Below are 26,674 nucleotides of genomic sequence, written 5' to 3' on the forward strand. Positions count from 1 at the left end.
GAATCGTATCGGATGAATGCGCAAAGCGAAAATCGGATACGGTTCCTCTTTCTGTTGTCGAGGAACACGCATAATTTATGAAGCCGATTTTTAGCAGGGGGCCTTCCCTGCAACTACGACTTTTTTTAGCAGTGATTGTGGCTATCTGCCTGATCGTTGCCGACAGCCGTCTCGGTACGTTCGTGAAAATACGTAACTACATGGATACGGCCGTCAGCCCTTTCTATTTTCTGGCCAATGGGCCGCGTAAAGTTTTGGACAGCGTTTCAGAAACGCTGGCTACCCGCCAACAGCTGGAGCTGGAAAACCGTGCTCTGCGGCAGGAACTGCTGCTGAAAAACAGCGATATTCTTCTTCTTGGCCAATTCAAGCAGGAAAACGCCCGTTTGCGTGAGTTGTTAGGCTCGCCGCTGCGCCAGGACGAACACAAAATGGTCACCCAGGTGATCTCGACTGGGTCTGATCCTTACAGCGATCAGGTGGTGATCGACAAAGGTTCAGACAACGGCGTTTATGAAGGCCAGCCGGTCATCAGTGATAAAGGCGTAGTCGGCCAGGTCGTCGCGGTGGCGAAAGTCACCAGCCGTGTGCTGCTGATCTGCGATGCCTCACACGCGCTGCCTATCCAGGTACTGCGCAATGATATCCGGGTGATCGCTGCAGGCAGCGGTTGTGCCGATGATTTACAGCTCGAACACTTGCCGAACAATACCGATATTCGCGTGGGCGACGTGCTGGTCACTTCCGGCCTGGGCGGCCGCTTCCCGGAAGGCTATCCGGTGGCGGTGGTGTCCTCGGTTAAAGTAGATAACCAGCGTGCTTATACCGTGATCCAGGCGCGTCCGACTGCGGGTCTGCAGCGTTTGCGTTACCTGTTGTTGCTGTGGGGCGCTGATCGCAATGGCGATATGCCGTTGCCGCCGGATGAAGTGCACCGTGTTGCCAATGAGCGCCTGATGCAGATGATGCCTCAGGTGCTGCCACCGGCCGATGCCATGGGGCCACAACAGCCTCTGCCGGCACCGGCGACCGGCATTGCTGTGCCGCAAACCCCCGCACCAGCCGCGGGAGTCACCCAATGAATCGCTACCGCAGTAATGGGCGCTGGATAATCTGGCTATCATTCCTGGTGGCGCTGGTGCTGCAAATTATGCCGTGGCCGGAACAGATCTACATGTTCAGGCCCTCCTGGCTGGCTTTAATCCTGATCTACTGGGTAATGGCACTGCCACACCGGGTTAACGTTGGCACCGGCTTTGTGCTGGGGCTGATTATGGATCTGATCCTCGGCTCTACGCTGGGCGTGCGTGCCCTGGCGCTGGGGATCATTGCCTATCTGGTCGCGTTCAAATTCCAACTGTTCCGCAACATGGCCCTCTGGCAACAGGCGCTGATCGTAGTGCTATTGTCACTGGCGATGGATGTTGTGGTGTTCTGGGCCGAGTTTTTGGTGATCAACGTTTCTTTCCGCCCAGAGGTGTTCTGGAGTAGTGTGGTAAACGGCATTCTGTGGCCGTGGTTATTCCTGCTGATGCGCAAAATTCGCCGTCAGTTCGCCGTACAATAAGGGTATTTATACCCAAGAGATTTCCAGTTGCAGCAAGGCGGCAACCGAGTGAATACCCAGGAGCTTGGATTGCCAAGTGACTGGGTTGATTGAGGGCAGCCAACGCCGCTGCAGCTTGAAATATGAAGGGTATATCAATGAATTCGCTTTATCTGGCCTCTGGCTCTCCCCGTCGACGTGAATTACTGACCCTGTTGGGCGTAGCGTTTGAAATTATCCTGACGGATACCGAAGAACAGCGGCAGGAAGGGGAAGCGGCAGAAGTCTATGTGCGCCGTTTGGCGCAGGATAAGGCCAGGGCAGGCGTGGCGCTGGCGCAGCAGGACTGGCCGGTGCTGGGCGCGGATACCATTGTTGTGCTCAATGGCCGGGTGCTGGAAAAACCCCAAAGCGAGACGCATGCGGCGCAAATGCTGGCGGCGCTGTCGGGTAAACAGCATCAGGTGATGACCGCGGTAGCGATCGCCGATCGCCACGACGTTCTGTGCCAGCTAGTGGTGACAGACGTGACATTCCGCAACCTGTCACAGCAGGATATCTGCGACTATATTGCAACGGGCGAACCGATGGATAAAGCGGGCGCCTATGGAATTCAAGGAAAGGGTGGTTGTTTCGTCAGGACGATAACCGGGAGTTATCACGCGGTGATGGGCTTACCGTTGGTCGAAACACATGAGCTGCTCAGTAATTTTGTCGCATTACGTGATGTAAGAACCGGTTGATGGGCGCTGCCATTATCGACCGGCTCTGAGGAGAAGGCATGACAGCTGAGCTACTGGTTAATATCACACCGTCTGAAACGCGGGTTGCCTATATTGATGGCGGCATCCTGCAAGAGATCCATATCGAGCGCGAATCCAAGCGCGGTATCGTCGGCAATATTTATAAAGGACGCGTAAGTCGCGTGTTGCCGGGTATGCAGGCGGCATTCGTCGATATCGGCCTGGACAAAGCGGCCTTCCTGCACGCCTCCGATATTATGCCGCACACCGAATGTGTCGCCGGCGATGAGCAGAAAAATTTCCACGTGCGCGACATTGCCGAGCTGGTACGCCAGGGGCAGGATCTGATGGTGCAGGTGGTGAAAGATCCGCTAGGCACCAAAGGCGCGCGCCTGACCACTGACATCACTTTGCCTTCGCGTTACCTGGTGTTTATGCCGGGGGCGGCGCACGTTGGCGTTTCGCAACGTATTGAAAGTGAAGCAGAGCGCGATCGCCTGAAAAAAGCCGTCGCCGGTTACTGCGATGAACTGGGTGGTTTTATCATCCGTACCGCGGCAGAAGGCATTGGTGAAGAAGAGCTGTCGCAAGACGCCGCCTTCCTCAAACGCCTGTGGACAAAGGTGATGGAGCGTAAAAAACGCAACCAGACCAAATACAAGTTGTACGGTGAGCTGGCGCTGGCGCAGCGTATTTTGCGCGACTTCGCCGGTGCGGCGCTGGATAGGATCCGCGTAGACTCCCGTCTGACCCACGATCTGCTGGTGGAGTTTACCGGTGAGTACATCCCGGATATTACCGCCAAGCTGGAGCTGTACACTGGCAGCCAGCCGATCTTCGACCTGTACGATGTCGAAAACGAGATCCAGCGTGCGCTGGAGCGTAAGGTTGAGCTGAAGTCCGGCGGCTACCTGATCATCGACCAGACCGAAGCGATGACCACCGTGGATATTAATACCGGCGCCTTTGTCGGCCATCGCAATCTCGACGAAACCATCTTCAATACCAATATCGAAGCGACCCAGGCCATTGCCCGCCAACTGCGGCTGCGCAATCTGGGCGGCATTATCATTATCGACTTTATTGATATGAATAATGACGAACATCGTCGTCGGGTGCTGCATTCGCTGGAACTGGCGCTGAGTAAAGATCGGGTAAAAACCACGATCAACGGCTTCTCTCAGCTAGGCTTAGTGGAAATGACGCGTAAACGCACGCGTGAAAGCATTGAACATGTGCTGTGTCATGATTGTCCTACTTGTCATGGACGCGGCACTCTGAAAACTGTGGAAACCGTGTGCTACGAAATTTTGCGTGAAATTGTGCGCGTGCACCATGCTTATGATTCAGATCGTTTCCTGGTTTACGCTTCTGCGGCGGTGGGCGAGGCGCTGAAAAGCGAAGAGTCCCATGCGCTGGCCGAAGTGGAAATTTTTGTTGGCAAACAGGTCAAGGTGCAGATCGAACCCTTGTACAGCCAGGAACAGTTTGACGTTGTCATGATGTAGTCCGCCTGTTGGCGGCCAAAGTCCGGTATTGGTGGGGCCCAGCATGCTGGGCCCCCCATGCATAGATATCCCGTTGCCAGGCAGCGGAAGCAAGGAGAACTGCGTGGGGCGACTGCCTGGGATTTTGTTAGCTACAGGCGCCAGTCTGATTGTCATCGTGGCGTTGCTGATCAGCGGGCTGCGTTTGGCGCTGCCTGAACTGAACAACTACCGCCCGCAACTGTTGGCCAAGGTCGAAAGCCTCTCCGGCGTGCCGGTGCAGATCGACTTTATGCAGGGCAGTTGGGAAACCTTCGGCCCGCAGTTGGAAATGCGTAACGTGCGTGCCACGCTGCCCAAAAGCAACCTGCATATAGAACGCGTTACGCTGGCGCTGGACGTATGGCAGTCGCTGTTGCACTGGCGCTGGCAGTTCCGCGATCTCACTTTCTACCAACTCCAGTTCGATCTCAATACCACTTTGGGTGGCGAAGAGCATCAGGGCAGTACCATCGAGCCGGGTAAAATCAGCGATTTGCTGTTGCATCAGGTGGATCACTTTAATCTACGTGACAGCCGCCTTTCCTTCCTGACGCCTGCCGGTGCGCGCGCCGAATTCGAGGTTCCACAGCTAACCTGGCTTAACGGCCGCGATCGTCACCGTGCCGAGGGGCAGATAAGTCTGTCGACGCTGAACGGCCAGCATGGTGTGGTTCAACTGCGGATGGATCTTCGTGATAACCAGGGGTTATTGAATGTGGGCACGGTCTATATGCAGGCCGATAATATCGACATGAAGCCCTGGTTCACCCGTTGGTTACGAGCCAATACCGGCCTGGAAAGTGCCGACTTCAGTCTGGCTGCCTGGTTGCAAATACAGAACGGTGAAATTGCCGGCGGTAGTGCATTGTTAAAGCAGGGTGCCGCCAACTGGAACGTGGGTAAACAACAGCACCGTCTGGACGTGGATAATCTGGCGCTGACGCTCAGCCGCCAGGGGACCGGCTGGCAAGTCGAGGTGCCGCAGCTCAACCTGGCCACTGACGGTCAGGCCTGGCCGCAAGGCAAGCTATCCGGGCTGTGGCTACCGGAGAACACCGAGTTTATGGGGCCGGGACAAACGGAAGAACTGCGCGTGCGAGCGACCAACATTCAGCTTGAACGCCTGTCTGCGCTGTTGCCGACTTTCTCGTTCCTCAGCCCGGACGTGCTGGAGCGCTGGAACGATCTGCAACCGCAGGGCAAGGTCAATGCATTGGCGCTTGATATTCCGCTGAAACAGCCGGAAAAGACCCGCTTCCAGGCCTGTTGGCAGGACGTCAGTTGGCAGCCGTGGAAACTGTTGCCGGGGATCAATCATTTCTCAGGCGCACTGAGTGGTGGTGTCGAAAATGGTCGTCTGCAACTTGACCTCAACGACAGCACCTTGCCGTACGGCGATATGTTCCGAGCCCCGTTGGAAGTCAGCAGCGCGCGCGGTGCGTTAACCTGGCTGAATAACCCACAGGGCTGGGAGTTGGCGAGTAAAAATCTGGACGTGAAGGCCAAATCGCTGTGGGTGAACGGTGATTTCCGCTACCAGCAGCCAGCCAAGGGTGACCCGTGGCTGAATATTCTTGCCGGTATCCGCCTGTATGATGCCGCAGATGCCTGGCGTTACTTCCCGGAACCCTTGATGGGCAAGCACCTGGTGGACTACCTCAATGGTGCCATTCAGGGCGGGCAGGTGGATAACGCCACGCTGATTTACAACGGTGACCCACAGCATTTCCCTTACCGTAAACACGAAGGCCAGTTTGAAGTATTTGTCCCGCTGCGCCATTCGACCTTCCAGTTCCAACCGGACTGGCCGGCATTGACCGATTTGTCCATCGATCTCGATTTTGCCAATGAAGGGCTGTGGATGAATGCTCCGCAGACCAAACTGGGTAAAGTCGATGGCAAAAATGTTACCGCAATCATTCCGGACTACCTGAAAGAGCGCCTGTTGGTTGACGCTGATGTGGCGGGTCAGGGGGAGGAAATCCATGACTATTTCGAGCAGACACCGCTGCATGATTCGCTGGGTGCGGCACTGAATGAGCTGCAGATTGGTGGCAATGTCAGTGGGCGCTTACATCTCGATATCCCCTTGAACGGCGAGCTGGTGCGCGCTACGGGCGAGGTGGCACTGAACAACAACTCATTGCTGGTTAAGCCGATCGAAAGTGAGCTGAAAAAGGTCAGCGGCAAGTTCCGCTTCGATAACGGCAACCTGACCAGCGATACGTTATCGGCCAACTGGTTCGGGCAGCCGGTTGCGGTGAATTTCAATACGCTGGAAGGTAAAAGCGACTACAAGGTCAATGTGGGTCTGAAGGCTGACTGGCAGCCGGGTAAATTCCCCGGTATTCCGCAGGAAGTCGCCGATGCCCTGAGTGGCAGCGCGCCCTGGCAGGGCCAGGTTGCCATTACCTTGCCGCATAAGGGCAACGCCAGCTATGACATCGGCATTGATGCAGACCTCAAAAAAGTAAGCAGTCACTTACCCTCTCCACTGGATAAACCCGAGGGTGAGCCACTGCCGTTGAGTGTAAAAGTGAAAGGCGGCCTGAATGGCTTCATGCTGACCGGCAGCGCCGGCAAGCAGAACCATTTCAACAGCGAATGGACCTTCGCCAAACAGCAGGTGACGCTGGCACGTGCGGCATGGCAAACCGAAGGCGGTGGAACGCCACCCTTACCGGCCGGTAAATCTTTGACGCTCAACCTGCCGCCACTGGACGGTGAAAAGTGGCTGGGATTAATGGCTCCGGCGTTAAAACAAGGCGGTGGCTCGGGACAGGTGGGCGGCTTCAACTTCCCGACCACCGTAGCGCTGAAAACACCGCAGCTGCTGTTGGGCGGCCAGGCCTGGCACAAGCTGACACTATCGGCTGAAAAACAGCTCGGCGGCCCCCTGGTCAGCGCCAAGGGGGATGAAGTCGACGGCAGTCTGCGGATGACGGATCGTGGGCCGTGGCGTGCCGATATCAATTATCTTTATTACAATCCGCAGTTTAGCGAGGGCAAGGGGACGGCGGCGACGGTGACCAACCCGCTGGCGGCGGCAGAAAAGGTTTCTTTCCGTGATTGGCCGTCGTTGATGCTGCGCTGCAAGTCATGCTGGGTCATGGGGCAAAACCTCGGCAAAGTGGAGGCGGATCTGGCCAATCAGGGCGATACCCTGACCCTGGAGCATGGTTTAGTCGATACCGGCAAAGGGCGCATGACCGCCAGCGGCCTGTGGAAGCAGAACGCCCAGGAAGAACGCAGTTCGCTGAAAGGCAAACTGCTGGGTGGCAAAATTGATGAAACCGCCGCTTTCTTCGGTATCACCACGCCGCTGAAAGGCGCGCCTTATGACATTGATTTTGATCTGTACTGGCATGGCACACCGTGGAAACCGCAGATGAGTACCCTCAGCGGTGCGATGAAGGTCAATATGGGCAAGGGTGAGATCGACAGCATGGGCGGCGGGCGTGCTGGCCAGCTGTTGCGTTTGGTCAGCGTCGACTCCCTGTTACGTAAACTGCAGTTCGATTTCAGTGATACCTTCGGCAAAGGTTTCTACTTTGACTCCATCCGCAGCACTGCGTGGCTGAAAGATGGCATAATGCATACCGATAACCTGTTGGTTGACGGGCTGGCGGCGGATATTGTCATGAGCGGTCAGGTCGATTTGGCGCGCCGACGGATTGATATGGAAGCGGTGGTCGCACCGGCCATTTCAACCACTGTCGGCGTAGCCACGGCGTTCGTAATTAACCCTATCGTTGGCGCGGCGGTGTTTGCTGCCTCGCAGGTGCTGGGGCCGCTGTGGAATAAGATCTCGCTGATTCGCTACCATATCAGCGGCGATTTGGACCAGCCGAAGGTCAACGAGGTCCTGCGTAAGCCAAAGGAGAATAAGGCGTCATGAAAAGTGCTAACGTTGCGTTGTTACAGTTGTGCAGTGGCGATCGGGTGCGTGACAATCTGGCCCAGATTGAACAGCAAATTAAGCAGCTCAATGCCGGGGTAAAACTGGTGATGACGCCGGAAAACGCGCTGCTGTTCGCCAATTCTGCGGCTTATCGTGAACATGCGGAGCGCCAGGGGGATGGCCCGCTGCAGAATGCGGTGCGTGAGATGGCACGGCGTTATGGCGTCTGGTTGCTAGTGGGGTCGATGCCATTGGTCAGCCGTGAAAACCCTGCGCTGATCACCACCAGCAGCCTGCTGTTCGACGACCAGGGCGAGATCCGCGCGCGCTATGACAAACTGCACATGTTCGACGTGGACATTAACGACTCTCACGGCCATTATCGTGAGTCGGACACCTATCAGCATGGCCAGCAACTCACGGTGGTGGATACCCCGGTCGGGCGGCTTGGCATGACCATCTGCTACGATCTGCGCTTCCCGGCGCTGTTCCAGGCGTTACGGGCACAGGGCGCCGAACTGATTTCCGTACCGGCGGCTTTTACCCGTGTGACCGGCGAGGCGCACTGGGAAATTCTGCTGCGTGCCAGGGCGATTGAAAACCAGTGTGTGATCCTGGCGCCGGCGCAGGTTGGCAGTCATGGCCCGACTCGTCGTACCTGGGGCCATTCGCTGGCGGTGGATGCCTGGGGCAAGGTATTGGCTGAAAACCCGGATACGGTATCGGCGTTGAAAGTGCGGGTCGATATTACCGGCCTGAAAACCATTCGCGAGCAGATGCCGGTATTGCAACACAACCGATTCCAGACGTCGCTGACGGTGCCGTTTGACAACACATCCTCCATTAAAGAGTGAAAAAATTATGAGCCTGACGTTTGTCAGTGAGCAGTTACTTTCTGCTAATAAGCTGAGTCACCAGGACCTGTTTTCCGTCCTGGGGCAACTGGCCGAACGCCGCCTCGATTATGCCGATCTCTATTTCCAGTCGAGCTACCACGAAGCCTGGGTGATTGAAGACGGTATCATCAAGGATGGCTCTTACAATATCGATCAAGGGGTCGGGGTACGCGCCGTGAGCGGCGAGAAAACCGGCTTCGCCTATGCCGATCAAATCACCCTGAACGCTTTACAGCAAAGCGCCCAGGCCGCGCGCAGCATAGTGCGTGACAGCGGTAATGGTCAGGTGCATACCCTGGGTGAAATCAGCCATAAGGCGCTGTATCCCCTGCTTGACCCGCTGCAAAGCCTGCCGCGTGAAGAGAAAATCGCGCTGTTGCACCGCATTGACAAGGTCGCTCGTGCGGCCGACAAGCGGGTACAGGAAGTCAATGCCAGCATCACCGGCGTGTACGAGCAGATCCTGGTGGCGGCAACCGACGGCACTCTGGCAGCGGACGTTCGCCCGTTGGTACGTTTGTCAGTCAGTGTGCTGGTGGAACAAGACGGTAAGCGTGAACGCGGTTCCAGCGGTGGTGGCGGTCGTTTCGGCTATGACTATTTTCTGGAAATTGCCGATGGTGAAGTCCGTGCCGATGCTTACGCCAAAGAAGCGGTGCGCATGGCATTGATTAACCTTTCTGCGGTGGCGGCCCCAGCAGGCAATATGCCGGTGGTGTTGGGCGCAGGCTGGCCGGGCGTGCTGCTGCATGAAGCGGTGGGGCACGGGCTGGAAGGTGATTTCAACCGTCGCGGTACTTCGGTATTCAGCGGCCAGATGGGCCAGTTGGTGGCTTCCGAGCTTTGCACGGTGGTGGATGACGGCACTTTGCAGGGGTTACGGGGATCGTTGGCGATCGATGACGAAGGCGTACCGGGCCAGTACAACATGTTGATTGAGAACGGTATCCTGAAAGGTTATATGCAGGACAAACTCAATGCGCGCCTAATGGGGGTTGCGCCGACCGGTAATGGCCGCCGCGAGTCCTATGCGCACCTGCCGATGCCGCGCATGACCAATACCTACATGCTGGCGGGCAAGTCAACGCCGGAAGAGATCATCGCCAGCGTTGAATACGGCCTGTATGCGCCGAACTTTGGTGGCGGCCAGGTGGATATCACCTCCGGCAAGTTTGTGTTTTCCACCACCGAAGCCTACCTGATCGAAAAAGGCCGCATTACCAAACCGGTGAAAGGCGCTACGCTGATCGGCTCTGGTATTGAGGCGATGCAGCAGATTTCGATGGTGGGCAACGATCTGGCGCTGGATAAAGGTGTCGGCGTCTGCGGTAAAGAGGGGCAAAGCCTGCCGGTGGGGGTTGGTCAACCAACCCTGAAGCTGGACACCCTGACCGTCGGTGGTACTGCGTAATCCATACTCCCCAGGGGCCGATTCATGGCCCCTGTTAGCCTCTTTTTTGTGGCGCTTATCGCATTAGCGGCAATTTTTGAGTTTCGTTGAAATTAAAGAGCGATTCACTGTTTTTTCCCTTTTTGTGCAAATCAATAAGTTATATTTAACTGACTCAAATGATTTTATGCGGACTGACTTGAGAATTCTCTCGTATTATCAGTCAGATCGAGTTGGTGGCTAATGATTTGCATCTTGTTACATTCTCCATTCTGACGTTAAAATGCTGAAAAACACACGGATGGTCTTCTGAATGGATTCAGTCACTCCACGACTTTCGGCAGCTTTGCTGTGCCTTTTATTTTCCTCCGCCACCGGCGCTAACCTGCTTAGCCCGGCGGACCGCGACAGTATCCAACAACAGCAGCGCGACTTGCTGGAACAAAACCAGCAGCAGCGGCAGGAACTGCAGCGCAGCCTGACGCCGACTCTGCCCGTAACCCCGGCACCCAGCGCCAATACGGGTGGCCCTTGTTTCACCATCAGCCATATTCGCCTGGAAGGCGCTGAGCATCTGCCTGTCAGTGCTCAACACAAGCTCACTCAGGATTATCTGCAGCAATGCCTGGATCTGGGGCAAATCCAAACGCTGGTGCAGCAGATCTCCGACTGGTATATCGGCCGTGGTTATATCACCAGCCGCGCATTCCTGACCGAGCAGGATCTGTCGCGTGGCGAACTGCGGTTACTGGTGCTGGAAGGTCGGCTTGAGAAAATCCTGCTGGAACAGCACGAAGATCGCATGCTGAAAATGGCCTTTCCGGGTTTGCAAGGCAACATTCTTAACCTGCGCGACATCGAGCAGGGCATGGAGCAGATTAACCGCCTGCGCCAGCAGCCGGTGCAGATAGAAATCCTGCCTGGCAGCCAGCCGGGCTACTCGGTGGTCAATTTAAGTGCCAAACCTGAGTTTCCGCTGATGCCTGGGCTGGGGTTCGACAACAGCGGGCAAAAAAGCACCGGAACCGGGCAACTTAACGGATCGCTGACCGGCAACAACCTGCTGGGGTTGGCGGATCAATGGTTTGTCGCCGGGGCACGTAGCAGTGATTTTGCCAACGATCACAACGCACGCAGCGTGCAGACCGGCGTTAGCCTGCCCTATGGGTACTGGACGCTGGATTACAACTATTCCTACAGCGACTACCTGACCACCATTAACAATCGGGGATTCGACTGGCGTTCCAGCGGTGACAGCCAGGCTCATCGCCTGGGCGTTTCGCGGGTGCTGTTCCGTGACGGCGAAATGAAAACCGGCCTGTCGCTGGGGCTGATGCACCGTATCAATCGCAACTATCTCAATGATACCCGGCTCAGCAGCAGCCGCAAGCTGACCAGCGTGGCGCTGGGGGTCAGTCATAGCCAGAAACTGCTGGGTGGTTTCACCACCCTGAACCCGGCCTACAGTCGTGGTGTTCCCTGGTTGGGCGCAGAAAATGACAGTGGGAAAGTTAAAGAAGCACCCCGGGCCGAGTTTCACAAGCTTTCGCTTTCCGGCAGCTACTACCTGCCGCTGGCGCAGAATTGGACCTATCTCACCAGTTTATACGGTCAATGGAGCAACCACCGTTTATACGGCAGTGAACGCCTGACGATCGGTGGGGAAAGCTCGGTGCGCGGTTTCAAGGAACAATACCTCTCCGGTGACAAGGGCGGTTACTGGCGTAACGAGGTCAACCGCACGCTGGTGACATTGCCGTACCTCGGTAGCATTAGCGCCCTGGCGGCGCTCGACGGTGGCTATTTGCAGCGCGACAAGCTGGATGCTAACGCCTCCGGCACGCTGTGGGGTGGTGCAGTGGGGTTGGGCAGCCGCGGCAGTTATTTCAGCAGCCAACTGACCCTCGGCTGGCCGCTGGCGTATCCCGACTGGCTCAAACCGGATCGGGTCTCGGTTTATTACCGGGTGAATATCGTACTTTAATGCTAATGCACAGGAAGGTTTCAAGGATGAAACGCCAACATAATCAACTACTTAAAAAACCTCAGCGCCTGCTGAGTTACACCCTGTGCATCTTGCTGGCCGGGCAACCGCTGCTGCCTGCGCTGGCCCAAGGTGTTAACGTTGCCGAGGGCAATACCCGAGTCGAGCAGGCCGCCAACGGCGTGCCGGTGGTCAACATTGCCACACCGAATCAGGCTGGCATTTCTCATAATAAATACAACGATTTCAACATTGGCAAAGAGGGGATGATCCTCAATAACGCCACCGGGCAGCTCAACCAGACCCAGCTCGGCGGCCTGATCCAGAACAACCCCAACCTACAGGCCGGCAAGGAAGCACAGGGCATCATCAACGAAGTGGTGGCCCCAAATCCTTCACAGCTGCAGGGCTACCTCGAGGTGGCAGGCAAGCAGGCCAGCGTGATGGTCGCCAACCCCTATGGTATCACCTGTGACGGTTGCGGCTTTATCAACACCCCTAACGCGACGCTGACCACCGGCAAGCCGGTGCTGGGTGCAGACGGCAAGCTGCAGGCACTGGAAGTGACCCAGGGAACCATCACTATTCAGGGCAAGGGGCTCAATGCCGACAGCAGCGACAAATTCGCCCTGATTGCCCGTGCGACCGAGATCAACGCGCAACTGCATGCCAAAGACCTCAACATCACGCTCGGTGCCAACCGGGTCGACGCCTCCGGCAAGGCCACGGTGATCGCCGGTCAGGGCGAAGTCCCCAAAGTCGCCATCGATACCGGTGCGCTGGGCGGTATGTACGCCAACCGTATTCATTTGGTGTCCAGTGACAAAGGGGTGGGGGTCAACCTCGGTAACCTCACCGCGCGTGAAGGCGATATTCAACTGGAAGCCAATGGCCAACTGCGGCTGAACAAAACCCTGGCGCAGGGCAGCCTGAATGCCACGGCGGCAGGGATGACGCTGAGCGGCAACCATAAGGCCGAACAGGCGTTTACCCTGAACAGTAGTGGCGACATTGCGATGGAACAGGCCACGCTGAGCGCCAAAGGGGATATGCAACTGACCGCCGCAGGCAAACTACAGGCTGGCAAGGCCGACACGGATGGCCGCTTGCAGTTGAATGCCGCCAGCCTGAGCAGCGATAAAAACAGCAGTCTGACGGCCGAAGGTGACATCAACCTGACGCTCAGTGGCGACGGCAATTGGCAGGGCACGCTGACCGCTGGACGCGATCTGCAGTTGCAGGCCAATCATCTGAACAACGCTGGCCAGCTGGCGGCCAATCGCGACAGCCGTCTTAACACACAGAACCTGACCAACAGCGGACTGATCCAGGCTCAGGGCACGCAGAACCTGACCAGTACCCAACTCGACAATTCGGGGCAGTTGAAAGTGGGCACTGTGCACACCATTACCGCCAACGGTGTCGACAATCAGGGGACGATCACCTCCCTGCAACAACTCGATCTGCGGGTACGCGACAAACTTAATGTCGGTGGCTCACTGTCTGCCGATGGTCTGCTAACGGTACAGGCAGGGGAGTTTTTGCTGGCCGGAAGCGCCAGCGGCAAGCAGGGGGTCACCCTTGCTCACACCGGCGTGCTGAAAACCGAGCTGGGCTCATTGTTGCTGAGCGACGGCAATATCACCCTCAACGCCGATGACATGCAGCTCGGCGGGCTGCTTTCTAGTGAGCAAGGCCTGACGCTGGTAACGCCAAACCTGCTGTCTACCGTTGGCGCCCGCACCCAGTCCAAACAGGACATGACCATCAAGGTTGCGCAAGACGCGCAGCTGGCCGGCGTGTTCAACACGCTGGGGGATTTGAAGTTTTCTGCCGCTACGGCGGATAACCGCGGTGACATTGAAGCCCGCTCGCTGGATCTGAAATTCACCAAAACCTTCAACAACGCCGGTAAGTTTCAGGCGGAAAATACGTTACTCCTCACCACGCCATCGTTGTTCAATTCGGGGGTAATGGTCGCCAAAGGCGTCGAGCTCAATGCCGACAGCCTGGACAACAGCGGACGACTGCAGGCGTGGGAAAACGCGAATATCACCAGCAAAGATCTGCAAAACCGCTTGGCAGGCCAGCTGCTGGCCGGTGGCACATTGACGCTGCAGGGCACCGAGCTGAACAATGCCGGCAAGCTGCAGGGCCAGAGTGTGGATATTGACGTGCAGCGTTGGGACAACAGCGGCAGCGCGTTGGGCGACAAAGGCTTGACCGCCGCGGTTGGGCTGGGACTGGGAAACAGCGGGCAACTGCTGAGCGAAGGGCCGATGAAACTGACGGCCGCCACGCTGAATAATCCTGGAAAAATACTGAGTGAGGGAGCGTTACAGCTTTCCGCCGATAGCGTCAGCAATCAGGGGGAGGCGCAAGGTGCAACCACCAATATCACCGCCAAGTCGCTGAACAACAGCGGCAACCTGATTGGTATACAAAAGCTGGTGTTGCAGTTGGAAAAGGATCTGATCAACGCCACTGTCGGTAAACTGCTGAGTGACGGTGAACTCACGGCCAGCGCAGCGACGGTTAATAACAGCGGATTATGGCAGGGCGATCTTATTACGCTGACGGCTCAGAAACTGGATCATAAGGGTACGCTACAGGCGGGGAAAGGGATCTCGCTGGATCTGAGCGGCGATCTTAATGCTGATGCGGGTAGCAAGATCCTCTCCAATGGTGAAGCGGCAATCAAGGCACTGGCACTGAATAACCAGGGAAGTTGGCAGGCGGGGGCGTTACGTCTGACAGGTGACAGTCTGAGTAATAGTGGAACACTGATTGGTGTTAACCGGCTGGATGCCGAAATAGCAAAAACGACTACGCAGCAAGCTACAGGACAGATGCTAAGTAACGGTGTGCTGAAGCTGAATGCTAATAACATCAATAATCTGGGGCTAATGCAGGCGGGTGAATTGTTGTTGAAAGCCACCGACCTGGCCAACAGCGGGAGGCTACAGGGGCAAACCCACTTCGAAGCCAAATTGAGCGGCGTATTCAACAACCTGGCAGGCGGCAATGTGCGCAGTTTGGCCGGGTTGCGGATAGAGGCGGACGAACTGGATAACGCCGGTGAGCTGCAGGGAGATGGCGGCAGCGTGCTGCAGTTGGATCGTCTGTTGAGCAACTCAGGCAAGCTGAAGGTTGGCGGTGCCTTGAGTCTGCAAGCCCTGACGCTGAACAACAGCGGTTGGCTACAGGCTAATAGCCTGACGTTTAACGGCACCAAATTGGATAACAGCGGCACATTGAGCACCACCGGTGATAACCAGCTCACGCTCGATAGTCTGAAGAATACGGGGACGTTGCAGGGCGGTAATTTAACCCTGCAGGCAGACAGCCTGGATAACGCCGGCACGCTGCTGGCCACCAGCCAGATGAGCCTCAAAGCGTGGCAGGTGGATAACCAGAAGAGTGGCAAGCTGCTCAGCGGTGGCGATGCCACACTGACCAGCACCTTGCTGAATCAATACGGCCAACTGGTGGCGCTGGGCAATATGGCTTTGAGTCTGAAAGACGCTTTTACCCAGAGCGGCACCCTGGCGGCGGGCAAAGCGCTGGCCCTGACCAGTGATGGCGATATTCTGCTAAAGGGGGCCACTCAGGGCCAGAGCTTGGATCTGCGCAGCGGTGGCCAGTTGACCAACGCAGGCACCTTGCGCGGCGGCAGCGGTGACATGCGCCTGGAAGCGGCCGGGATCACGCAAAACAGCGATGCCAGCCTGCAATCGGGCGGGTTGGTGCAGTTGCTGAGCCGGGGCGATATCAGCAATAACGGCTTTATCGGTACCGCAGGCGATCTCCTACTGAGTGCCGCTAACCAACTGATCAACAGCGGTATGCTATACGCCGGTGGTGATATGAGGTTGCTGGCGGACCGTATCACCAACCAGCGTGGCGATATTCTGGCGGGCAAAAACCTGTGGATGCAGAAAGACGCCGACGGCAAGGCCAACAGCCAAATCGTCAATACCTCCGGCACTATCGAAACCGAAACCGGCGATATTCATATCAACACCGCGCATCTGCTTAATCAGCGTGATGGCTGGTCTGTGAGTACAGAAAAGCAGACGGCGGTGAAGGATCCACTGTGGAATGGCCAGACGCTGGTCAATATGAAACTGGGGGATCTGGCCGAAAGCGAGCTGGGTTATTACATCAAAACTGTGCGCACCGGCGGTAGCATGGGCCACGGCAACGGTTCAGTTGATGATTACTATTATTTAGCGCCTAAAGCGCCCGCGGTGGACAAAAAAATTCTGGTTGAATCGTCCAAAGTGATCGTAACGGCGAATGGCGGAACTGGGCGTATTGCAGCAGGAAAAGACATTGTTGGCACCGTTGAACGTTTTGACAATATCGCCAGCGATATGTTGGCCAATGGCGATATCTCGCTGACTGGCGGCACGCTGAATAATCAGAGTGTACAAGCAGGAGACCAGAGTAAATACCTGAATTATCACTATGATGGTGAAACCGCACAGTATGATTTCGGCAAGCGCCATTCGCTGGCTGACTTCAAAAAGAGCGGAAATTACATCCGTGATAACGTCAACACAGCGATTCAGTACCGCTTAACCGGGCAGCCAGAGTACCAGAACGAAAACACCGTTGTTTACCGCAGCGTGATGCAGGCCGGAGGCACGGTCAACGCCAACTTTAGCGACGATATCGGCAACACCACGCTGACCCCGAACGCGGGTAGCCTCAGCCACACTCTGGCGCGGCCAACGCTGGACAGCTTGCAGCAGCCGGATGACGTCAACGGTGTGGAACAACAAGCCCTGGCGAAGGATCAAAGCGTCGCTTTCGGCACGCCGGAGTGGAAAGACAACCTGCAGGAGGTGCTCGGCACGCTCGGCAATAACGCCGTAGACTTGTCAGATTACCCACTGCCAAGCGGTGGCAATGGCCGCTTTGTTGTCACTGAAGATCCAAGCAGCCCCTATCTGATCACCACCAACCCCAAGCTGGATGGCCTGGGGCAGTTGGACGGCAGCCTGTTCAACGATCTCTACGCCATGTTGGGCCAGCAGCCGGGTACTGCCCCGCGTGAAAACGACAGCCGTTTCACCGATGAAAAGCAGTTTATCGGTTCGGCCTATTTCCTCGACCGCCTGAAATTAAACCCGGATTACGACTACCGCTTCCTCGGGGACGCGGCGTTCGATACCCGTTACATCAGCAACGCGATGCTTAATCAAACCGGCCAGCGCTATCTTAACGGCGTCGGATCCGATCTGGCGCAGATGCAGCAGTTGATCGATAACGCGGCGTGGGCGCAGAGCGGCCTGAACCTGCAGTTCGGCATCAGCCTGACGCCGTTACAGGTTTCACAGCTGGAGCACAGCATCGTCTGGTGGGAGAAGGTAACGGTCAATGGCCAGACGGTGCTGGCACCCAAACTCTATTTGGCCAAAGGTGACGTCGCCCCACTGAGCGGCAGCGTGATTGCCGGCAACAAGGTTAACCTGAACGGTGGCAGCATCCGCAACGACGCCAGCACGCTGCAGGGCGGTGAGCGGCTGAACGTCAACAGCCAGGCAGGCATCAGCAATCTTAATCAGGGGATGATCAACGCTAACGACGGGCTCAGTTTGAGCGCTATTGGTGATATCAGCAATATCGGCTCGACCATCAGTGGGCAGCGGGTGCAGCTTGAAAGCCAGGACGGCAGCATTAGCAATAAAACTCAGGCCCGCCAGTGGGATGCCACCGGAACCCAAGGTGGCCAATCGCTGACGCTGTCGCGCACGGAAGTCGGTGATACTGCAGTGATCCGTGCCGGAGATACATTGAACATGCAGGCCGGTAACAATATTGATGTTACCGGGGCGCAGGTTACCTCTGGCGGTGCAATGGAGCTGCGGGCGGGCGGTGACGTCAACCTGCTTGCCAATCGTATTGAATCTATTGATAAAACCAACAATAGCGAGCACACCAGCAGTGGCGCGACGCGCAGCACCCTCACCAGCGGCGGTGATCTGCAGTTGCAGGCCGGACGTGACCTGAATTCACAGGCCGCGGCGCTGGTGGCAGACAACGACGTCGGCCTGCGCGCCGGGCGTGACGTTAACCTCAATACCCAACAAAGCCGGGAATATCAGGAAAGCCATGGTGGTCGCCAGCAGCGAGTGAACGAGTCCATACGCCAGCAGGGCACTGAGATTGCCAGCGGTGGCGACACGCGCATTCAGGCCGGGCGGGACGCGACCCTCAACGCCACCCAGGCCCAGGCCAGCGGTGACGTGGCGGTGAGCGCCGGGCGTGATATCGCGCTCAATAGCGCCACTGAAAGCGACTACAGCTTCTTCGAAGAGACCAAGGTCAAAAAAGGCCTGATGTCCAAAACCACCACCCATACGGTGGAAGAGGACTACGCCACCCACGAGAAAGGCGGCTTGCTGAGCGGGAACAACGTCTCGCTCAATGCCGGTAACGATCTCAAGGTGCAAGGCTCGACGGTAGTCGGCGACGGCAAGGTAAACCTGCAGGCAGGCAATAACGTCGACATTGTGGCAGCCACCGAGGAGCAATCCCGTTATCGGCTGAACGAGAAAAAAACCAGCGGCATGTTCAGCGGCGGTGGCATCGGCGTGACTTTCGGCAGCAAATCTTCCCGCCATCAGTTGAACGAAGACGGTACCACCCAAAGCCAGAGCGTCAGCACCATTGGCTCTACCGGCGGCGACGTGAATATCGTGGCCGGCGGCAAGGCGCATATCGGTGGCGCGGACGTGATCGCGGATAAGAACCTGTCGGTGACGGGAGATAGCGTACAGATCGACCCGGGCCAGGATATCCGTCGTCGTGATGAAACCTTCGAACAGAAACAAAGTGGTCTGAGCCTCGCCTTGTCCGGCACGGTAGGCAGCGCCATCAACACGGCGGTAACGACGGCCCAGCAGGCGAAGCAGGAAACCGATGGGCGACTGGCAGCATTGCAGGGCACCAAAGCGGCCTTATCCGGCGTGCAGGCGGTTCAGGCAGGGCAACTGGCCACAGTGGGCAATACCGATACTGAAGAAGGCAGCATGGTGGGCATCAGCGTTTCGCTGGGGGCACAGCAATCGTCGTCGAAGCAGCATCAGGAGCAAACTAGCGTTACCGGTTCAACGCTCAACGCCGGTAATAATTTGCAGGTGACGGCAACTGGCAAGGGTAATACGGCCGACAGTGGCGATATTGCCGTGGTGGGCAGTCAGCTCAAAGCAGGGGGCGATACCACCCTGAATGCCGAACGGGATGTATTGCTGTTGGGCGCGGCCAATACGCAGAAGACCGAGGGCAGCAACAAGAGCAGCGGCGGCAATATTGGCGTCAGTATTGGCGTGGGTAAACAGACCGGATTGAGCGTGTTCGCCAATGCCAATAAGAGTCAGGGTAGTGAGCATGGCGATGGCACGTTCTGGAGTGAAACAACGATAGACAGTGGCGGCAAACTGTCGCTGCACAGCGGCCGGGATACCCTGTTGTCGGGTGCGCAGGCCAGTGGTGTAACGGTGAAGGTGGATGCCGGGCGTAACCTGACGTTGCAAAGCCAGCAGGATAGCGATAACTACGACGCCAAACAGACCAGCGTCAGTGGTGGTGTCAGCGTAGCCATCATCGGTGCCGGTGGCTCTGCCAGCCTAAGCATGAGTCGTGACAAACTGCACAGTAATTATGACAGCGTGCAGGAGCAAACCGGTCTGTTTGCCGGCAAGGGCGGCTATGATGTTAAGGTTGGTGAGCATACGCAGTTGGACGGTGCAGTGATTGCCAGTACCGCCACAGCGGATAAAAACCGTCTCGATACCGGTACTCTGGGCTTCAGTGATATCCATAATCAGGCGGATTTCAAGGCCGAGCATCAGGGGGGCAGCATCAGCAGCGGTGGCCCAGTGGGGGTCGATTTGCTGACCAATCTGGCGGGCGCAGCCCTGTCCGGCGCGGGTAATAAAGGGTATGCAGAAGGCACCACGCAGGCGGCGGTGTCGGGCGGTAGCGTGGTTATTCGGGACCAGGCCAACCAGCAGCAGGATGTTAATCAACTGAGCCGGGATACCGATAACGCCAACGGCAGTATCGGGCCGATTTTCGACAAGGAGAAAGAGCAAAACCGGCTGAAGCAGGCACAGCTGATTGGCGAGATAGCCGGGCAGACGATGGATGTTATCCGTACCCAGGGTGATATCAATGGTCTGAAGGCGGCGAAGGCGGCCAACCCGACTGAAAAAGACGTTAAGGTTCTGCGTAACAGCGACGCCTATAAAAAGACCATGGAAAGCTATGGTACCGGCAGCGATATGCAAAGAGCCGCGCAGGCGGTGACCGGGGCGTTGCAGGCGTTGGCGGGGAACAATCTTGCTGGAGCCTTGGCGAGTGGCGCGGCACCGTATCTGGCGAGAGAAATCAAAGCGCGTATCGGTGATGACAACGTGGCCGCCAACGCGATGGCGCATGCGGTGCTGGGAGCGATAGCCGCGCAGTTGAACAACCAGTCGGCGGTAGCCGGAGCGGTGGGTGCCGGTGGTGGCGAGCTGGTAGCGCGGGTAATACTGAGTGAGATGTTCCAGGGCCGTAAAATCTCGGACCTGACAGAAAGCGAGAAACAACAGGTGAGCGCACTGAGCCAACTGGCCGCAGGGCTGGCAGGCGGTCTTGCTGCAGACAGCGGCGCAGGCGTGGTGACAGGTTCGCAAGCCGCTAAGAATGCGGTGGAGAATAACTCGCTGAGTCCGAATGACTTCGGTAAGGGCATGGCGGACAGAGGGATGTCGCAAACCTCGCTCGGTGCCTCCATGGTTAAGGATGGTGCTACACCGGATGAAATTGCAGCGGCTCTGGTCAAAAATGCCCAGGGAGATATGCCGGAAGGCCAGGATGCTGTTAAAGGTCTGTTGACCGCCTGGGGTGAGTTCTTTGGGGTGCCGGTCAGTGCATTAACTGCTGATGGAGAAATGACGCCGCAAAGAGCAGCGGAGATCGTGGCAAGCGGTGTGCCGACCAGTGAAGCTAAGTTAGTTCAGTATGTGGCGGCGAAAGCTGTTCTGGCCGTGACGAAGACACCAAGTACAGGCTCTACAAGTGCCGCTGAAAATGCGACCAAAACAGTTATTGATCCCAAGAAGTTTGATTATCTCTTTGGTAATGTGAAAAGTAGTGAGCATAACGCTGATCGCTCTACTCAGTTAGCTCAGACAATGAACCGTTTGGGATTAGAAACCAATGAGAAAGGGGCTAGTGTACTTACCGAACACTTAAAGCAGGTAGCAAATACGAAAGGTAATGTTGTAGATACCTATACGAAAGGAAATCAAGCCTTTGAAGTGCGGGAGTCATTGCTTATTGGCCTTTCAGGAAAGGCGGCTAAATTAGAAACTGCTTTTGAGATCATGCCTGATGGTTCTCGTAGATTTGTCACAACTATTCCTAAAGATGGTAAAAAGTAATGTTTATTAAGTCATTCCCTGATGAAATTGATTTATTGGGCTTTTTTGAGTCACCGCCCATGGCAACTAGTGAAGTTGCTGATTTACATTTTGCATATCAAACTAATGATGACAATGGGGTTGAGATTATTTTTTCATTCTGTGCTACGGCGGGCTGGATACAAACGGTCATCTCGTTTAATGGGAAAGAAGTGTCTAGGTACCTTTCCGAAAATGTTAGCGAGATAAAGCTGCAAAAGGATGCTACAGGCGAATATCTATACTCTGAAATTATTACCGATGAGTTAATTACGAAAGTCGTAATACGTGTAAGGCCATATATATCAGTAAGTAGTAGCTCTTTAGTTAGATAAAAAGACCCCGGTCAACTGGCCGGGATCTTTGCTTTGACCCGTCCTGAATAGCGTTGACACATTTTACTCACACACTGAGGAAAATGTGATGAACCAGTATGTTAAACGCACACAACGCGATTACTCTCTATCCTTTAAATTGGCCGTCGTCGAACAAGTCGAGATGACTTACCGTCAGGCACAAGACCGCTACGGTATCCAGGGCAGTCATACCGTCATGAACTGGCTGCGTAAATATGGCCAACTCGACTGGCGCACCTCCTCTTCTACCAGACTGTGCGGAGACAATATGCCTACGTTACCCCTGACCCCCGAACAGCGAATCAAAGAACTCGAACAGCAACTGGCTGAATCGGAAGTCAAAGCCCAGTTCTTTGAAGCAGTCGTGAAAGTGATGAATACCGAGTTCGGAGCCACTCTGACAAAAAAGCAGTTGGCCGCCTTATCGCGCAAACACAAGCGCCGCGACTCACAGTAACGCACGCCTGCCGGTTGATGGGTATCAGCCGACAGGCGTGGTATCAGTCCTTGCAACGTGAACGCGGGAGAGAAGAGCAAGCCCGCCATATCGTCGAACAGGTGGCCGCCATCCGCTTACACCAGCCCCGACTGGGAACACGTAAACTGCACCACCTGCTGCGACAACAGCCGGAAGCCCCCGTACATGTGGGGCGAGACCGCCTGTTCCGGATACTGCGCTGCGCCCGGTTACTGGTGATGCCTAAGCGGGCGTATCACAAGACAACGCACAGCCATCATCGTTTTTACCGCCATCCCAACTTGCTGAAAACAGGAGACAATCAGGTGATAGCCAACCGCCCGGAACAGGTTTGGGTGGCGGCATATCACGTACCTTCCCCTGCGGACGGGGACGGCGTACGTAAGTCTGGTGACGGATGCGTGGTCGAGAAAAATCGTGGGCTATCATGTCCATGACAGCCTGCATGCCCGGCATGTCGCCAGCGCGTTCAAAATGGCGCTGGCCGGCAGGCGCACGGCAGCGCCGCTGGTGCATCACTCAGACCGGGGTATCCAGTACTGCTCGCAGGAATATCAGGCGTTACATCAACGACATGGCGTAACTTGTTCGATGACGGACGGATATGACTGTTACCAGAATGCGCTGGCGGAACGGGTAAACGGGATACTGAAAATGGAATACCTGCTCAGCAGACCGAAAGATATCGGACAGGCAAGGAAGATGGTCAGGGAGTCGGTGGAAATCTACAACACGCGGCGACCGCATCTGTCGCTACAATACAAAACGCCCGATGAAGTTCACCGGGCGTTATAAGGCTGAAAAGTGTCAACCTATATCAGGACTAGTCACTTCTACGCCTCAAATCCTCCCACTTCCCGCCGCTGCAACCGGCTCACTCCGAGTGCGGCGGTGATCTCCAGTTGTTCTGCCTCGGTAATGCCAGACGCGGTGAGCCAGTCCCCAGCAATCACCAGTTCGCCGTTTTGCCTTACCCAGTCCGCGCCCAGATCCGGGCGGTGCTGGCTGGCCTTACAGAGGGCTTCCCAGGTGGCATCATCGGTGACGGTGGTGATCCACAGCCCATCGGATCTGAGCGTAAGCTGCAACGGCGGCCCTGCACTAAATCCCAGTGCTGCCAGTGAAGCACCAGCGATGATCAGCTCCGGGATCGGTTCAGGAGTAAAGGTGATGTTCATGCGGCGCCCTTCGTGGCCGGTGCGATGCGGATGATTAACTGCCCCGGCTCGGTGATCACCTCGATCCGCTGGTCGGTGGTAAAGCCGATTTGCCTATGCCGCCGCCACCGAAGCGCAATCGCACTACTGGCTGAACGAGACAAAAACCAGCGGCGTGTTCAGCGGCGGCGGCAAGGCGCATATCGGTGGCGCGGACGTGATCGCGGATAAGAACCTGTCGGTGACGGGAGATAGCGTACAGATCGACCCGGGCCAGGATATCCGTCGTCGTGATGAAACCTTCGAACAGAAACAAAGTGGTCTGAGCCTCGCCTTGTCCGGCACGGTAGGCAGCGCCATCAACACGGCGGTAACGACGGCCCAGCAGGCGAAGCAGGAAACCGATGGGCGACTGGCAGCATTGCAGGGCACCAAAGCGGCCTTATCCGGCGTGCAGGCGGTTCAGGCAGGGCAACTGGCCACAGTGGGCAATACCGATACTGAAGAAGGCAGCATGGTGGGCATCAGCGTTTCGCTGGGGGCACAGCAATCGTCGTCGAAGCAGCATCAGGAGCAAACTAGCGTTACCGGTTCAACGCTCAACGCCGGTAATAATTTGCAGGTGACGGCAACTGGCAAGGGTAATACGGCCGACAGTGGCGATATTGCCGTGGTGGGCAGTCAGCTCAAAGCAGGGGGCGATACCACCCTGAATGCCGAACGGGATGTATTGCTGTTGGGCGCGGCCAATACGCAGAAGACCGAGGGCAGCAACAAGAGCAGCGGCGGCAATATTGGCGTCAGTATTGGCGTGGGTAAACAGACCGGATTGAGCGTGTTCGCCAATGCCAATAAGAGTCAGGGTAGTGAGCATGGCGATGGCACGTTCTGGAGTGAAACAACGATAGACAGTGGCGGCAAACTGTCGCTGCACAGCGGCCGGGATACCCTGTTGTCGGGTGCGCAGGCCAGTGGTGTAACGGTGAAGGTGGATGCCGGGCGTAACCTGACGTTGCAAAGCCAGCAGGATAGCGATAACTACGACGCCAAACAGACCAGCGTCAGTGGTGGTGTCAGCGTAGCCATCATCGGTGCCGGTGGCTCTGCCAGCCTAAGCATGAGTCGTGACAAACTGCACAGTAATTATGACAGCGTGCAGGAGCAAACCGGTCTGTTTGCCGGCAAGGGCGGCTATGATGTTAAGGTTGGTGAGCATACGCAGTTGGACGGTGCAGTGATTGCCAGTACCGCCACAGCGGATAAAAACCGTCTCGATACCGGTACTCTGGGCTTCAGTGATATCCATAATCAGGCGGATTTCAAGGCCGAGCATCAGGGGGGCAGCATCAGCAGCGGTGGCCCAGTGGGGGTCGATTTGCTGACCAATCTGGCGGGCGCAGCCCTGTCCGGCGCGGGTAATAAAGGGTATGCAGAAGGCACCACGCAGGCGGCGGTGTCGGGCGGTAGCGTGGTTATTCGGGACCAGGCCAACCAGCAGCAGGATGTTAATCAACTGAGCCGGGATACCGATAACGCCAACGGCAGTATCGGGCCGATTTTCGACAAGGAGAAAGAGCAAAACCGGCTGAAGCAGGCACAGCTGATTGGCGAGATAGCCGGGCAGACGATGGATGTTATCCGTACCCAGGGTGATATCAATGGTCTGAAGGCGGCGAAGGCGGCCAACCCGACTGAAAAAGACGTTAAGGTTCTGCGTAACAGCGACGCCTATAAAAAGACCATGGAAAGCTATGGTACCGGCAGCGATATGCAAAGAGCCGCGCAGGCGGTGACCGGGGCGTTGCAGGCGTTGGCGGGGAACAATCTTGCTGGAGCCTTGGCGAGTGGCGCGGCACCGTATCTGGCGAGAGAAATCAAAGCGCGTATCGGTGATGACAACGTGGCCGCCAACGCGATGGCGCATGCGGTGCTGGGAGCGATAGCCGCGCAGTTGAACAACCAGTCGGCGGTAGCCGGAGCGGTGGGTGCCGGTGGTGGCGAGCTGGTAGCGCGGGTAATACTGAGTGAGATGTTCCAGGGCCGTAAAATCTCGGACCTGACAGAAAGCGAGAAACAGCAGGTGAGCGCACTGAGCCAACTGGCCGCAGGGCTGGCAGGCGGTCTTGCTGCAGACAGCGGCGCAGGCGTGGTGACAGGTTCGCAAGCCGCTAAGAATGCGGTGGAGAATAACTTCCTGAAGGTCGTTGCGGAAGGTTGTGCCATTGCTGCCCCATGTCGTAGCAAGGTTGCAGAGCAACTGCTGGAGATAGGAGCAAAAGCAGGTATCGCCGGGTTGGCAGGTGCCGCGATCAAAGATATTGCGGACAAGATGACGTCCGATGAACTGGAGCATCTTGTTACCTTGAAAATGATGGGTAACGACGAGATCACCGGAAAATATCTGAGTTCACTTCAGGATAAATACGCACCTGGCGCATCCTCAAATCCGAATATTGGCAAGGATCTGACTGATGAACAGAAGAAAGAGCTGGGTGGTTCGGGGTCTGGAACACCAGGCGGCTGGGAGCCTCAGGATGAGGAGAATGCTCGGAATAGTGAAAAACAGAATATTACTGTCGAAGATTTAACCTCGACATCATCAAAAGGGAATGAGACTACAGGGCGTTCAAAACTCTTCGAAAGAACAGGTGGTAGTAACGCTGCTAACAAAGAGTTTGATGCCTTATCCCCGACAGAGATTAAAGATATACCTGGCGGAAGGGTCGGCAAATTGCCAGATGGTCGAACTGTTATCGTTCGTGAACGTAGTACGGATGGTCGTCCGACATTAGAGATCCAGTCTGGTAAGAATAGGATCAAGTTTAGGTATGACGAGTAATCATATATGACTGAAAAACTGAATAAAGTTCTTCTTACTGAAGGCTCCCTTCAAAATAGTCAACTAGAGGATTTTCGATACTCCTCTGGTTCCCTTGAACTAATTTTGTCTTCTGGGGATAACGAAGAAGGCAGTAAAGTGAAGGTGTTGTTCGACTGGATTTATTCTTTCCGAGTGACAGATGAAGGTGACCTGCTAAAAATGCAGGAAGAGCAGAAAGGGGAGATGCTTACTGGTCTTTATCTCGTTGAAAATTCTAAGTATCTAGAATGGTTTAATGAACAAAGTGGTAATGTGCATGACGAAGTTGCTCATTATATGCTCTCAACTGTAGACGATGTTATAGATATTTTAGCCTCCGTTAGTCCTTCAATATCAGTAAGTAATTGATTACAAC

General features: G+C 56.1%; 12 protein-coding genes and 2 pseudogenes. 13 read left to right on the forward strand and 1 reads right to left on the reverse strand.

Annotated elements, in window-relative coordinates:
* Window positions 1-77 precede the first annotated feature (77 nt).
* The 11 genes and pseudogenes from mreC (at window position 78) to ACUTSU_RS10385 (ending at window position 23,108) form a co-directional block, all read left to right on the forward strand.
* Window positions 78-1,082 carry a rod shape-determining protein MreC gene (mreC, locus tag ACUTSU_RS10335; protein WP_445652109.1) on the forward strand — a complete coding sequence of 335 codons (1,005 nt, stop codon included), beginning with the start codon at window positions 78-80 and terminating at the stop codon, window positions 1,080-1,082.
* Window positions 1,079-1,567 (forward strand): rod shape-determining protein MreD, encoded by a 489-nt coding sequence (gene mreD, locus ACUTSU_RS10340; RefSeq protein WP_012147104.1) that lies wholly within the window; start codon window positions 1,079-1,081, stop codon window positions 1,565-1,567. The genes mreC and mreD overlap by 4 nt, the downstream gene beginning before the upstream one ends.
* A 137-nt stretch (window positions 1,568-1,704) precedes the next feature.
* Window positions 1,705-2,289, forward strand: coding sequence for a Maf family protein (locus ACUTSU_RS10345; RefSeq protein ID WP_445652108.1), 585 nt, complete (start codon window positions 1,705-1,707; stop codon window positions 2,287-2,289).
* Window positions 2,290-2,327: 38 nt separating this feature from the next.
* On the forward strand, window positions 2,328-3,797 hold the full coding sequence (gene rng, locus ACUTSU_RS10350) for a ribonuclease G (RefSeq protein ID WP_012147102.1): 1,470 nt from the start codon (window positions 2,328-2,330) through the stop codon (window positions 3,795-3,797).
* A 103-nt stretch (window positions 3,798-3,900) separates the two neighbouring features.
* The gene (gene yhdP / locus ACUTSU_RS10355) at window positions 3,901-7,716 is read left to right on the forward strand and encodes an AsmA2 domain-containing protein YhdP (protein WP_445654114.1); all 3,816 of its coding nucleotides are present in this window, start codon (window positions 3,901-3,903) and stop codon (window positions 7,714-7,716) included.
* The gene (gene nit1, locus ACUTSU_RS10360; protein WP_445652106.1) at window positions 7,713-8,573 is read left to right on the forward strand and encodes a deaminated glutathione amidase; all 861 of its coding nucleotides are present in this window, start codon (window positions 7,713-7,715) and stop codon (window positions 8,571-8,573) included. The genes yhdP and nit1 overlap by 4 nt, the downstream gene beginning before the upstream one ends.
* Before the next feature lie 7 nt (window positions 8,574-8,580).
* The gene (tldD, locus tag ACUTSU_RS10365; RefSeq protein ID WP_445652105.1) at window positions 8,581-10,026 is read left to right on the forward strand and encodes a metalloprotease TldD; all 1,446 of its coding nucleotides are present in this window, start codon (window positions 8,581-8,583) and stop codon (window positions 10,024-10,026) included.
* 292 nt (window positions 10,027-10,318) lie between these two features.
* On the forward strand, window positions 10,319-11,989 hold the full coding sequence (locus tag ACUTSU_RS10370; protein WP_445654115.1) for a ShlB/FhaC/HecB family hemolysin secretion/activation protein: 1,671 nt from the start codon (window positions 10,319-10,321) through the stop codon (window positions 11,987-11,989).
* A gap of 26 nt (window positions 11,990-12,015) precedes the next feature.
* Window positions 12,016-21,429, forward strand: coding sequence for a hemagglutinin repeat-containing protein (locus ACUTSU_RS10375; protein WP_445654116.1), 9,414 nt, complete (start codon window positions 12,016-12,018; stop codon window positions 21,427-21,429).
* Window positions 21,429-21,782 (forward strand): hypothetical protein, encoded by a 354-nt coding sequence (locus tag ACUTSU_RS10380; RefSeq protein WP_445654117.1) that lies wholly within the window; start codon window positions 21,429-21,431, stop codon window positions 21,780-21,782. Before ACUTSU_RS10375 ends, ACUTSU_RS10380 begins: the two co-directional genes overlap by 1 nt.
* Window positions 21,783-21,870: 88 nt before the next feature.
* A pseudogene (locus tag ACUTSU_RS10385) lies at window positions 21,871-23,108 on the forward strand (IS3 family transposase).
* A 6-nt stretch (window positions 23,109-23,114) separates the two neighbouring features.
* Here ACUTSU_RS10385 and ACUTSU_RS10390 read toward each other — a convergent pair.
* Window positions 23,115-23,459, reverse strand: coding sequence for a hypothetical protein (locus ACUTSU_RS10390; RefSeq protein WP_445654118.1), 345 nt, complete (start codon window positions 23,457-23,459; stop codon window positions 23,115-23,117).
* 211 nt (window positions 23,460-23,670) lie between these two features.
* Between ACUTSU_RS10390 and ACUTSU_RS10395 the strand changes: the two are divergent.
* Window positions 23,671-25,635 (forward strand): annotated as a pseudogene (locus ACUTSU_RS10395) (hemagglutinin repeat-containing protein); the annotation flags it as partial.
* Window positions 25,636-26,283: 648 nt separating this feature from the next.
* Complete coding sequence (locus ACUTSU_RS10400) at window positions 26,284-26,667, forward strand: hypothetical protein (protein ID WP_445654119.1); 384 nt, start codon at window positions 26,284-26,286, stop codon at window positions 26,665-26,667.
* Window positions 26,668-26,674: the final 7 nt, after the last annotated feature.

Source organism: Serratia sp. NA_13 (assembly GCF_052691735.1).

Excerpts from the sequence above, each read along its gene's own strand:
- ACUTSU_RS10370 (WP_445654115.1), top strand. The coding sequence starts at position 10,319 with ATGGATTCAGTCACTCCACGACTTTCGGCAGCTTTGCTGTGCCTTTTA.
- tldD (WP_445652105.1), top strand. The coding sequence starts at position 8,581 with ATGAGCCTGACGTTTGTCAGTGAGCAGTTACTTTCTGCTAATAAGCTG.
- ACUTSU_RS10390 (WP_445654118.1), bottom strand. The coding sequence starts at position 23,459 with ATGAACATCACCTTTACTCCTGAACCGATCCCGGAGCTGATCATCGCT.
- ACUTSU_RS10400 (WP_445654119.1), top strand. The coding sequence starts at position 26,284 with ATGACTGAAAAACTGAATAAAGTTCTTCTTACTGAAGGCTCCCTTCAA.
- mreC (WP_445652109.1), top strand. The coding sequence starts at position 78 with ATGAAGCCGATTTTTAGCAGGGGGCCTTCCCTGCAACTACGACTTTTT.
- ACUTSU_RS10380 (WP_445654117.1), top strand. The coding sequence starts at position 21,429 with ATGTTTATTAAGTCATTCCCTGATGAAATTGATTTATTGGGCTTTTTT.
- ACUTSU_RS10375 (WP_445654116.1), top strand. The coding sequence starts at position 12,016 with ATGAAACGCCAACATAATCAACTACTTAAAAAACCTCAGCGCCTGCTG.
- ACUTSU_RS10345 (WP_445652108.1), top strand. The coding sequence starts at position 1,705 with ATGAATTCGCTTTATCTGGCCTCTGGCTCTCCCCGTCGACGTGAATTA.
- nit1 (WP_445652106.1), top strand. The coding sequence starts at position 7,713 with ATGAAAAGTGCTAACGTTGCGTTGTTACAGTTGTGCAGTGGCGATCGG.
- rng (WP_012147102.1), top strand. The coding sequence starts at position 2,328 with ATGACAGCTGAGCTACTGGTTAATATCACACCGTCTGAAACGCGGGTT.
- mreD (WP_012147104.1), top strand. The coding sequence starts at position 1,079 with ATGAATCGCTACCGCAGTAATGGGCGCTGGATAATCTGGCTATCATTC.